The 11,833-nt window shown below is 69.9% G+C and carries 7 protein-coding genes and 1 tRNA gene; 1 reads left to right on the top strand and 7 read right to left on the bottom strand.

Annotated elements, in window-relative coordinates:
* Together GH736_RS09555 and GH736_RS09550 are read right to left on the bottom strand one after the other, a co-directional pair.
* Window positions 1-946, bottom strand: a 946-nt coding sequence (locus tag GH736_RS09555; RefSeq protein WP_328596825.1) for a 5'-3' exonuclease, incomplete at its 3' end; no start/stop codon positions are given.
* Window positions 947-1,073: 127 nt separating this feature from the next.
* Window positions 1,074-1,682: an ANTAR domain-containing response regulator gene (locus tag GH736_RS09550; protein WP_159602535.1), complete on the bottom strand. Its 609-nt coding sequence runs from the start codon at window positions 1,680-1,682 to the stop codon at window positions 1,074-1,076.
* Between the two features lie 36 nt (window positions 1,683-1,718).
* On the opposite strand from GH736_RS09550, the gene GH736_RS09545 reads away from it, so the two are divergent.
* A tRNA-Leu gene (locus tag GH736_RS09545) sits at window positions 1,719-1,801 on the top strand.
* A 58-nt stretch (window positions 1,802-1,859) separates the two neighbouring features.
* Here GH736_RS09545 and GH736_RS09540 read toward each other — a convergent pair.
* From GH736_RS09540 to lgt, 5 genes are all read right to left on the bottom strand, one after another.
* Window positions 1,860-2,762, bottom strand: a complete 903-nt coding sequence (locus tag GH736_RS09540; RefSeq protein WP_159602541.1) for an alpha/beta fold hydrolase — start codon at window positions 2,760-2,762, stop codon at window positions 1,860-1,862.
* A 132-nt stretch (window positions 2,763-2,894) separates the two neighbouring features.
* Window positions 2,895-4,310, bottom strand: coding sequence for a pyruvate kinase (gene pyk, locus GH736_RS09535; protein ID WP_159602532.1), 1,416 nt, complete (start codon window positions 4,308-4,310; stop codon window positions 2,895-2,897).
* Window positions 4,311-4,385: 75 nt separating this feature from the next.
* On the bottom strand, window positions 4,386-5,843 hold the full coding sequence (locus GH736_RS09530) for a glutamate synthase subunit beta (protein WP_159602529.1): 1,458 nt from the start codon (window positions 5,841-5,843) through the stop codon (window positions 4,386-4,388).
* Between the two features lie 77 nt (window positions 5,844-5,920).
* Window positions 5,921-10,513 carry a glutamate synthase large subunit gene (gene gltB / locus GH736_RS09525; protein WP_159602526.1) on the bottom strand — a complete coding sequence of 1,531 codons (4,593 nt, stop codon included), beginning with the start codon at window positions 10,511-10,513 and terminating at the stop codon, window positions 5,921-5,923.
* Between the two features lie 94 nt (window positions 10,514-10,607).
* Window positions 10,608-11,618 carry a prolipoprotein diacylglyceryl transferase gene (gene lgt / locus GH736_RS09520; protein ID WP_407922334.1) on the bottom strand — a complete coding sequence of 337 codons (1,011 nt, stop codon included), beginning with the start codon at window positions 11,616-11,618 and terminating at the stop codon, window positions 10,608-10,610.
* Window positions 11,619-11,833: the final 215 nt, after the last annotated feature.

Here is an 11,833-nt window from a genome sequence, read left to right as displayed (position 1 = left end):
CGGCCGCACCGGCGCCGGCCGCGGCCGCACGCGCACCGCCGTTGCCGTTGAGCTCGCCGGCAGCGAGCTTGGTGAGCCGCTCGAGGAGGGTGCGGAACTCGAGGCGCTCGAAGAGCGGTCGCACCGACTCGACGTCGATCGGCTTCGCCTCGAGCTCATCGAGCACGACCTCGAGCGGGACATCGCGCACGAGCCGGTTGAGCCGGCGGTTGCGCTCCGCGTTCTCGCGCTGGTCACGCAGGTTCTGCCCGGCGACGCCCTTGATCTCGTCGGCGTGCGCGAGGATGCCCTCGAGGTCGCCGTACAGCCCGAGCCACTTCACCGCCGTCTTCTCGCCGACCTTCGTGATGCCCGGGAGGTTGTCGCTCGTCTCGCCGACGAGGGCGGCGACGTCGGGATACTGCTCGGGGCGGATGCCGTAGCGCTCGATGACCGCGGCGGTGTCGTAGCGCTTGAGCTGCGACACCCCCTGCGTGTTCGGGTAGAGCAGCGTCACGTCGTCGTCGACGAGCTGGATGGTGTCGCGGTCGCCCGAGACGAGGAGCACGCGATAGCCGTCGGCCGACGCCTGCGTGGCCAGCGTCGCGAGGATGTCGTCGGCCTCGAAGTCCTCCTTCTCGATGGTGCGGATCCCCATCGCCTGCAGGGCCTCCTGCAGGAGCGGCACCTGGCCCTTGAACTCGACGGGCGTCTCACCCCGGTTGCCCTTGTACTCGGCGTACTCCCGGGTGCGGAACGACTGGCGCGACATGTCGAAGGCGACCGCGAGATGGGTGGGCTTCTCGTTCGCGAGCAGCAGGAGCAGCATCGACAGGAACCCGTGGATGGCGTTCGTGTGCTGCCCGTCGCGGGTGGAGAAGCTGTCGACCGGGAGGGCGTAGAAGGCCCGGAAGGCCAGCGAGTGGCCATCGATCACGAGAAGGGTGGGCTTGTCTGCGTCCGGCACCCCCCAAGCCTACAAGCGGCCGCCGACACCGATCCGCCGCCGGGGACGCCCTGCACAGGGTCGCCGACGACGACGGATGCCGCGACGAGCAGGTCGTCGCGGCATCCGGAGATCAGGGGTCTGGGTGTTACTTCTTCGGCGCCAACTGCTCGATGATCGCCTGCGAGACGTCCTTCATGGTGAGGCGACGATCCATCGACGCCTTCTGGATCCAGCGGAACGCCTCGGGCTCGGTGAGGCCCATCTTCTCGTTGAGCAGGCCCTTCGCCCGGTCGACGAGCTTGCGGGTCTCGAACCGCTCGACGAGGTCGCCGACCTCTGCCTCGAGGGCGATGATCTGGGCGTGGCGGGCGAGGGCGATCTCGATCGCGGGAAGCAGGTCGTTGGGGGTGAACGGCTTGACGACGTAGGCCAACGCGCCGGCCTCGCTCGCGCGCTCGACGAGCTCCTTCTGGCTGAACGCCGTGAGGAGCACGACCGGGGCGATGTGACCCTTCGAGAGTCGTTCGGCCGCCGAGATGCCGTCGAGCTGGGGCATCTTCACGTCCATGATGACGAGGTCGGGGCGCAGCTCGGTCGCGAGCGCCACCGCGGTCTCGCCGTCTCCGGCCTCACCGACGACCTCGTAGCCGTTGTCGCGGAGGATCTCGACGATGTCGAGGCGGATGAGCGACTCATCCTCCGCGACGACGACGCGGCGCGGCGCGGGCGGCTGGGTCTCTTCGCTGTCAGTCACGCAGGAAAGCCTACGGTATTCTGGGCGAGGCCTCTGGCCGGTGTGGCGGAATGGCAGACGCGGAGCACTCAAAATGCTTTGCCCGAGAGGGCGTGTGGGTTCGACCCCCACCACCGGCACCGTCGGCGCGAGCCGCCTGCGCGCGTCGCGGCATCCGCAACGCCCCGCCCTGGGCGGTCAGCCCTCGCGAGCCGGCGGATGCTGCGTGCCGCGGTGGATCTCGTAGAGGCGCGCGTGGCCCGGGGAGTCGGGGTCGTCGACGATGGGCTTGTCGGCCATGAAGAGCCGGATCATGTGCGCGAGCTCACCGGAGTGGCTGAAGTTGATCGCGTGCGCCGCCCCCTCGATCTTCACGATGAGCACGTGGTTGTCGGTCTGGCTCGCCACCTCCTGCACCCGCTCGGGCCCCGGCATGAGGGGATCGCGGTCGCCGAGCACCGCCAGGGTGGGGATGTGCATCGCGAGCATCCGCTCGAGCGAGGGGTACTGCGTGAGCGCCCTGAACATGCGCATGGTGCTCGGCACGCCGAACCGAAGGTAGTCGGGCGTCACCACGCGCATCAACTGCGGCGGCTCGCGCGTGCCGTCGCGGCTGATCTGGCCCATGGCCCGGCGGAGCGGCTGGTTGAAGATGCCGCCGGCCGGCGACACGAGCACCGCCCGCTCGAGGCGTTCGGGATAGTGGTACGCGAACTCGCAGATCACCGGGCAGCCCATGGAGTTGCCGACGAGCGTGACGCGTTCGATCCCGCGATCGTCGAGGAACCGCGCCGCCGCGTGCGCGAGGTCGGGCACGTCCAGCGCGTCGGCGGCCTTGCCGCTGCGACCGAACCCGGGAAGGTCGGGCACCAGCGTGTGGAAGTCGTCGGCGAGCCGCTCGGCGGTGGGGAGCAGGTAGCGACCCGACAGCCCGAACCCGTGCACGTGCATCATGACGGGCGCGCCCGGCGGCGGGACGGGTGACTCCCGGTAGAAGACGTCGATGCCGTCGATGGTGGTCCACCGCTCCGCGAGCGTCGTGGAGGGACGCTTCGGCGCGCGGCGCGCACGGCCGGCGGTTGCACTCGATCCGGTCGACATCATGCGCTCCTGCCCGTCAGCACGACCCCCCATGACGGAAGTCTGGCACGGAGGTGCGGCGTCACGCATCCACGACATACGGACGACGGCCCGGCGCTCACTCGGAGAACCGGGCCGTCGGACGGCGACGTGCTAGAGCACCTCGCCGACGACGTGCACGCGCACGTCGTTGGTGGTGCCGGGGATGCCGGGAGGGGACCCGGAGATGATGACGACCTTCTCGCCGTTCGCGGCCTTGCCGGTCTTGGCGAGCACGTCGTCGACCTGGCCGACCATCTGGTCGGTGTGGGTCACGCGGTCGACGACGTACGACTCGACGCCCCAGTTCAGCGCCATACGGCGACGGATCGCCGGGTCGGGCGTGAAGGCGAGGATCGGGATGACCGAGCGGATGCGGGACATCCGGCGCACCGACTCGCCCGTCTCGGTGAACACGCAGAGGTACTTGGCCTCGACGAAGTCGGCGACCTCGACCGCTGCGAGGGTGATCGCGCCGGCCTGCGTGCGCGGCTTCGTGCCGAGCGGCAGGATGCGGTCCAGCCCGTGCTCCTCGGTGGACTCGACGATGCGCGCCATGGTCTTCACCGTGATGACGGGGTACTCGCCCACGCTCGTCTCGCCCGAGAGCATGACCGCGTCGGCGCCGTCGAGCACCGCGTTGGCGACGTCGGAGGTCTCGGCGCGCGTCGGCACCGGGCTGTGGATCATCGACTCGAGCATCTGCGTCGCCACGATGACCGGCTTCGCCAGGCGGCGCGCGATCTCGACGGCGCGCTTCTGCACTATCGGCACGGCCTCGAGGGGAAGCTCGACGCCGAGGTCGCCGCGCGCGACCATGATCGCGTCGAACGCCTCGGTGATCTCCTCGAGCGCGTCGACGGCCTGCGGCTTCTCGATCTTCGCGATCACCGGCACGCGACGGCCGACCTCGGCCATGATCTCGTGGACGCGGTCGATGTCGCTCGCGTTCCGCACGAAGGAGAGCGCGATGAGGTCGGCGCCGAGCTCGAGGCCCCAGCGCAGGTCGGCCTCGTCCTTCTCGGACAGCGCGGGCACGTTCACCGCGACGCCGGGCAGGTTGATGCCCTTGTTGTTCGAGACCGGTCCGGCCACGATGACGCGGGTGGTCACCACGGTGCCGTCGGTCTCGACGACCTCGACGCGGACCTTGCCATCGTCGATGAGCAGGAAGTCCCCGGGCTTGACGTCTTGGGGAAGCCCCTTGAAGGTGGTGCCGACGATCTCCTTCGTGCCCAGGATCTCCTCGGTGGTGATCTTGAAGATGTCGCCCTCGGCCAGCTCGTGCGGGCCGTTCTCGAACTTGCCGAGCCGGATCTTGGGGCCCTGCAGGTCGACGAGCACCGCGACGGCGCGACCCGAGTCGTTCGCCGCCTTCCGCACGTTCTGGTAGACGCCCTCGTGGACGTCGTAGCTGCCGTGGCTGAGGTTCATCCGTGCCACGTCGATGCCCGCATCGACGATCGCCCGGATCTGCTCATAGCTCGATGTCGCCGGCCCGAGGGTGGCGACGATCTTCGCTCGTCTCATCTGGTGTGTGCTCCCGTGTTCCGCGCCGAGGCGCTGGGTCGTGGTCGTGCGACGCGCCGTCGGCGCGCGCTGGGTCTAGATCGCGAAGGCGCGGGCGTGCGCCGGGATCGGGCTCGGTAGGTCGGTGTCGCCTTCAAGGTACCGGTCGACGGCGGATGCCGCAGCGCGCCCCTCGGCGATGGCCCACACGATGAGCGACTGTCCGCGCCCGGCGTCGCCGGCGACGTACACGCCGGGCTGGGACGTCGAGTAGTCGCCATCGCGGGCGATGTTGCCCCGGTCGGTGACCGGGAGCTGCAGCTGCTCGTCGAGCGCGCGCGTCTCGGGGCCGGTGAACCCGAGGGCCAGGAGCACGAGGTCCGCGGGGATCTCGCGCTCGGTGCCCGCCTTGGGCACGCGGCGGCCGTCGAGGTACTCGGTCTCGGCCACGCGGATCGCCCGCACCTCGCCCGCGTCGTTGGCCAGGAACTCGACCGTCGATGCGAGGTACTGGCGCTGGCCGCCCTCCTCGTGGGCGCTCTGCACCTCGAAGATGGTCGGGTGCATCGGCCACGGCTGGTCGCCGGGGCGCGACTGGCTCGGCTCCTTGCCGATGGCGAGGTTGGTGACCGACAGCGCACCCTGGCGGTGCGCCGTGCCGATGCAGTCCGCACCGGTGTCGCCGCCGCCGAGGACGACGACGTGCTTGCCCTCCGCCGTGATCTGGTCGAAGACCTGGTCGCCGGCGAGGTGACGGTTGGACTGGGTGAGGTACTCCATGGCGAAGTGCACGCCCGGCAGGTCGCGGCCCGGGATCGGCAGGTCGCGCGGCACGATGGCGCCCGTCGCGACGACGACCGCGTCGTACCGCTCACGCAGCTGCTCCCACGTGATGTCCACGCCGATGTCGACCCCCGCGCGGAAGCGGGTGCCCTCTGCGGTCATCTGCGCGAGCCGCAGGTCGAGGTGCTTCTTCTCCATCTTGAAGTCGGGGATCCCGTAGCGCAGGAGACCGCCGATGCGGTCGTCGCGCTCGAACACGGCCACGGTGTGCCCGGCGCGCGTGAGCTGCTGCGCGGCCGCGAGTCCGGCCGGCCCGGATCCGACGACCGCGACCGTCTTGCCGGTGAGGCGGCCGGGGGGCTGCGGCTGCACCCAGCCGTTGCCGAACGCCTGGTCGATGATCGAGACCTCGACCTGCTTGATCGTCACGGCGGGCTGGTTGATGCCCAGCACGCACGCCGACTCGCAGGGAGCCGGGCAGAGCCGGCCCGTGAACTCGGGGAAGTTGTTCGTGGCGTGCAGGCGCTCGATCGCCGCGCGGCCCTCGCCGCGCCACATGAGGTCGTTCCACTCGGGGATGAGGTTGCCGAGCGGGCAGCCCTGGTGGCAGAACGGGATGCCGCAGTCCATGCAACGTCCGGCCTGCCGGCGCAGCTGGGCGGGGTCGCCCTGCTCGTAGACCTCTTTCCAGTCCATGATGCGCACCGGCACGGGGCGCCGCTTGGGCAGCTCCCGCTCGGTGACCTTCAGAAAGCCCTTCGGGTCAGCCACCCGTCACCTCCATGCGTTCGACGAGCAGCGCTCGGTTCGGGGAGAAGTCGTCGATGCCGATGGGCATCGCGGATGCGTCAGCCACCGGTCACCTCCAGGATCCGCGTCCAGACGACGTCGCCGTCGGGGTCGAGCCCCTCGTCGACGGCGCTCTGGCGCGTGCGGAGCACTGCGGCGTAGTCGCGCGGCAGCACCTTCGTGAAGCGGTCGAGCGCGGCATCCCCCTCGGCGAGGATCCTCGCGGCGACGGCGGAGTCCGTGGTCTCGAGGTGCTGGTCGAGCAGGTCGCGCACGATCTCGCGGTCGGCGCTGCCGAGCGGGTGCAACTCGAGCTCCCCCGAGCTCAGCGACTCGCGGTTCACCCGGTCCTCGTGGAGGCCGAGCACGTAGGCCGTGCCCCCGGACATGCCCGCGCCGAGGTTGCGCCCGGTGTCGCCGAGGATGAGCGCGAGGCCGCCGGTCATGTACTCGAGCGCGTGGTCGCCCACGCCCTCGACGACCGCGGTCGCGCCGGAGTTGCGCACGAGGAACCGCTCGCCGACGATGCCGCGGATGAACATGCTGCCGCGGGTCGCGCCGTAGCCGATGACGTTGCCGGCGATCACATTCTGCTCGGCGACGAAGCCGCTGTCCCTCGAGGGACGGAGCACGAGCTGGCCGCCCGAGAGGCCCTTGCCGACGTAGTCGTTCGAGTCCCCCTCGAGTCGCAGCGTGATGCCGCTCGGGAGGAACGCGCCGAACGACTGGCCGGCTGAGCCCGTGAGGGTGACGTCGATGGAGCCGGGCGGCAGGCCGTGCTCGCCGCGCCGGACGGTGACCTCGTGCCCGAGCATCGTGCCGACGGCACGCTCGGTGTTCTTGATCGGCAGCTCGATCTGCACCGTGCCGCCGTCGTCGAGGACGATGCGGCTGCGACGGATGAGCTCGTTGTCGAAGTGCTTGTCGAGCTCGTGGTCCTGGTGCCGGAGGTTGCGCCGCGGCTCGGACTCCGAGAAGTCGGGGCCGACGAGCACCGGCGTGAGGTCGAGCCCAGCCGCCTTCCAGTGCGAGACCGCGCGGTCGACGTCGAGCAGGTCGCGACGCCCGATGATCTCGTCGAGCGAGCGGTAGCCGAGCTCCGCGAGGTACTCCCGCACCTCCTGCGCGATGAACTCGAAGAAGTTGACGACGAACTCGGGCTTGCCCGAGAACCGCTTGCGCAGCTCGGGATTCTGGGTCGCGACGCCCACCGGGCAGGTGTCGAGGTGGCAGACGCGCATCATGACGCAGCCCTGCACGACGAGCGGCGCCGTGGCGAAGCCGAACTCCTCCGCGCCGAGCAGCGCGCCGATGATCACGTCGCGGCCCGACTTCAGCTGACCGTCGACCTGCACGACCACGCGGTCGCGCATGCCGTTCAGCATGAGCGTCTGCTGGGTCTCCGCGAGGCCGAGCTCCCAGGGGGTGCCGGCGTGCTTCAGCGAGTTCAGGGGGCTCGCGCCCGTGCCGCCGTCGTGCCCCGAGACGAGGATGACGTCGGCGAGCGCCTTGGCGGTGCCGGCCGCCACCGCGCCGATGCCCGACTGGCTCACGAGCTTCACGTGCACGCGCGCCTTGGGGTTGGCGCGCTTGAGGTCGAAGATGAGCTGCTTGAGGTCCTCGATGGAGTAGATGTCGTGGTGGGGCGGCGGCGAGATGAGGCCGACGCCGGCGGTCGCGTGCCTGGTGCGCGCGACCCACGGGTACACCTTCGTGGGCGGCAGCTGCCCGCCCTCGCCCGGCTTGGCGCCTTGGGCGAGCTTGATCTGGATGTCGTCGGCGTGCGTGAGGTACATGCTCGTCACGCCGAACCGGCCCGACGCGACCTGCTTGATCGCGCTGCGGCGCTCGGGGTCGAGGAGCCGGTCGAGGTCCTCGCCGCCCTCGCCGGTGTTCGACTTGGCGCCGATCCGGTTCATCGCGATGGCGAGCGACTCGTGCGCCTCCTTGGAGATCGAGCCGTAGCTCATCGCACCGGTCGAGAAGCGCTTGACGATGGACTCCACCGACTCGACCTCGTCGATCGGCACCGGCTGGCGGGCGCCGGTGCGCAGCGCGAACATGCCGCGCAGCGTCATGAGCTCCTCGGCCTGCGAGTCGACGAGCGCGGTGTAGTCGCGGAAGATGTCGTACCGGCGGTTGCGGGTGGCGTGCTGGAGCCGGAACACGGTCTCGGGGTTGAACAGGTGCGGCGAGCCGTCGCGGCGCCACTGGTACTCCCCGCCCGTGGTGAGCCGCTCGTGCGCACGCACGGCGGCGTCCTCGGGGTAGGCCACGCGGTGACGGTGCAGGTTCTCGGACGCGACCACGTCGATGCCGACGCCGCCGAGCTTCGAGGTGGTGCCCGTGAAGTACTCGTCGATGAACTCCTGTTCGAGCCCGACGGCCTCGAAGGCCTGGGCGCCGGCGTAGGACGAGATGGTCGAGATGCCCATCTTCGACATGATCTTGAGCACGCCCTTGCCGAGCGCCTTGATGACGTTGCGCACGGCCTGCTCGGGCGTGACGCCGGTGATCACTCCGCCCCGCACGAGGTCTTCGCAGGTCTCCATGGCGAGGTACGGGTTCACCGCGGACGCGCCGTAGCCGACGAGCAGCGCGACATGGTGCACCTCGCGCACGTCGCCGGCCTCGACCACGAGTCCGACCTTCATGCGGGTCTCGGACCGGATGAGGTGGTGGTGCACCGCCGAGAGCATGAGCAGCGACGGGATGGGCGCGAGGTCCTTGTTGGAGTCACGGTCGGAGAGCACGATGAACGACGCACCCTCCTCGATCGCCTCGTCGACCTCGTCGCACATGGCGTCGAGGCGCGCCCGCATGGCCTCGGGCCCATCGTCGACGCGGTAGAGCCCCTTCAGCGTCTTGGTCGTGCGCGCACCCACCCGCGGGTCGATGTGCACGATCTTCGCGAGCTCGTCGTTGTCGATGACGGGGAAGTCGAGCGACACCTGGCGGGCGTGGTCGGGCCCGGCGGTCAGGAGGTTCCGCTCGGGTCCGAGCGACGAGCCGAGCGAGGTGACGACCGCCTCGCGGATGGAGTCGAGCGGCGGGTTGGTGACCTGCGCGAACTGCTGCGTGAAGTAGTCGAAGAGCAGCCGCGGCCGCTGCGAGAGCACCGCGATCGGGGTGTCGGATCCCATCGCGCCGAGCGGTTCCTGCCCGGTCTTCGCCATGGGAGTGAGGAGGATCTTCACCTCCTCCTCGGTGTAGCCGAAGGTGCGCTGGCGACGGTTCACGGATGCCGGGGGGTGCACGATGTGCTCCCGCTCGGGCAGCTCCGCGAGGCGGATGCGGCCCTCCTCCAGCCAGTCGCCCCACGGCTCGGATGCGGCCAGGTCGGCCTTGATCTCGTCGTCCTCGATGAGGCGGCCGGCCTCGGTGTCGACGAGGAACATGCGCCCCGGCTGCAGGCGGCCCTTGCGCACGATCTTCGACTGGTCGATGTCGAGCACGCCGATCTCGCTCGCGAGCACCACCAGGCCGTCGTCGGTCACGATGTACCGGCCCGGACGCAGGCCGTTGCGGTCGAGCGTGGCACCGACGAGCGAGCCGTCGGTGAACACGATGGCCGCCGGACCATCCCACGGCTCCATGAGCATCGAGTGGTACTCGTAGAACGCGCGGCGGGCAGGATCGATCTCGGTCTGGTTCTCCCAGGCCTCGGGCACCATCATCATGACCGCGTGCGGCAGGCTGCGGCCCGACAGGGTCAGCAGCTCGACGACCTCGTCGAAGGACGCGGAGTCGCTCGCGCCGGGCGTGACGATCGGCAGGATGGGGTCGAGGTCGCCGAGCAGCTCGGACTCGAGCTGCGACTGGCGCGCGCGCATCCAGTTGCGGTTGCCCTGGATGGTGTTGATCTCGCCGTTGTGCGCGATCATCCGGAAGGGCTGGGCCAGCGGCCACGACGGGAACGTGTTCGTGGAGTACCGCGAGTGCACGAGGGCGAGCTTCGACGCGAACCGCTCGTCGGAGAGATCGGGGTAGAACGGCTCCAGCTGGAGCGTGGTGACCATGCCCTTGTAGACGAGGGTGCGGCACGACAGCGAGGCGAAGTAGAGCTCGAGCTCGCGCTCGGCGCGCTTGCGGAGCCGGAACGTCAGCCGGTCGAGCGCGATGCCCTCGAGGCGGGTGCCCTCCGACGTGGTCGCAGACGACTGCACGAACAGCTGCTGCACCACGGGCATCGCCGCCCTGGCCAGCGTGCCGAGCTCGTCGGGACGCACGGGCACCTCGCGCCAGCCGAGCACCTCGAGGCCCTCGGATGCCGCGAGCTGTACGAATCGGCGCTTGACACTGCTGCGCGCCGTCGGGTCGACGGGCAGGAAGGCGTTGCCTACGGCGTACGAGCCGGCCGCCGGCAGTGCGAATGGCGCGACGGCACGCAGGAACCCGTCGGGCACCTGGGTGATGATGCCCGCGCCGTCGCCGGTGCCCGCGTCGGAACCCACGGCACCACGGTGCTCGAGGTGGCGCAGGGCATCGAGCGCCGCGGTGATGATGTCGTGTCCGGCGGAGCCCCGGAGGGTCGCGACCATCGCGAGGCCGCAGGCGTCCTTCTCGGCGGCAGGGTCGTAGAGGCCCTGGGCGTCGGGAACGAGACTGAACCTCGAGAAGGGTGGAGTGAGCGACACGTGGACCGTCCTCATCAACTAGTTAGGCAGCAGGGGACGTCGTCGGCCCTTCGAAGGGATGTCGCGGCGCATGGTGCGGCGTCGCGTCGGAGAACTGGGAGATGGGGCGCTACGCGGAGGTAGAACGGCTCGAGCTTGTGGCTGCCGTCTCGCCCGTGCTGTTCTCGCCCTCGACGCCATCGTCGAGAGAGTCGGAGTCGGACTCGGTTTCGTCCGAGTCTACCTCAGGGTCGGGGCGCTTCCATTCACGGCCCGGCACGTAGGGCGAGAGCTCGTCGCCGGTGTGCCGGCGGCGCTGCACGATGAGGATCACGACGCCGAGGATGACCGCGGCCCACGACGCCCAGACGTTCGCCCGCACTCCGAGGAACATCTCGCTCGGGTCGACGCGGATCGCCTCGAAGAACGAGCGGCCGAGTCCGTACCAGATGAGGTAGATCGCGAACGCCTTGCCCCAGCGGAGGTTGAGACGCCGCTCGAGCAGGATGATGAGCGCGGCGCCCGCGAGGTTCCAGATGATCTCGTAGAGGAACGTCGGGTGGAACAGCGTGCCGTCGGGAAGCCCGGCCGGGAACGCGATGTTCGACGACTCGATCTCGAGGCCCCAGGGCAGGTCGGTGGGCATGCCGAACAGCTCGTGGTTGAACCAGTTGCCGAGGCGTCCGGCCGCCTGCGCGACGAGGAGGCCCGGGGCGAGGGCGTCGGCGAAGGACCAGAACCGGATGCCGGTCATGCGGCATCCGATCCACACGCCGATGGCGCCGCCGATGAGCGACCCGTAGATCGCGTTGCCGCCCTCCCAGATGTTCCAGATCGCACCGGGCTGCAAGGGGTTCCAGACGTTGGCGCCCTCGTAGAAGTAGTCGTTGGGGTGCGTCAGCACGTGGTAGATGCGCGCTCCGATGATGCCGAGCGGCACCGCCCAGAGCGCGATGTCGAGGACCACGCCGGGCTCGGCGCCCCGCTTGGTGAGCCGTCGCGACGTGATCACGACCGCGAGGACGATGCCGACCAGGATGCACAGCGCGTACATGTGGATGTTGAGCTGCAACCCGAACAGGTTGATCTCCCAGATCTGCCATTCGTAGTCGGGGCTCGGGATGCTGAGCGGTGCGATCACTCGGGCTGCTGCCTTTCCTCGTGCGACTGGAGGCCCGTGAGGCCCCAGTCAGCGTACTTCACTCCGAGCGCGTGCAGCCGAGCCACGCGGCGAGCAGGATGACGAGCACCCGCGCGGCCCAGGCCATGGGCGGCCATCGTCATCGGCGTCGCGTCGCTCGTGGGCATCGCCTTCGAACCGCGTCGCGTGCGCTCCATCGGCTACCGGCTGCGTGA

The sequence above is a fragment of the Agromyces humi genome, assembly GCF_009720255.1.
Classification (GTDB): Bacteria; Actinomycetota; Actinomycetes; order Actinomycetales; family Microbacteriaceae; genus Agromyces; species Agromyces humi.
The sequence above is the reverse complement of the archived record's forward strand: the minus strand, read 5'-3'. Positions and strand labels throughout refer to the sequence as shown.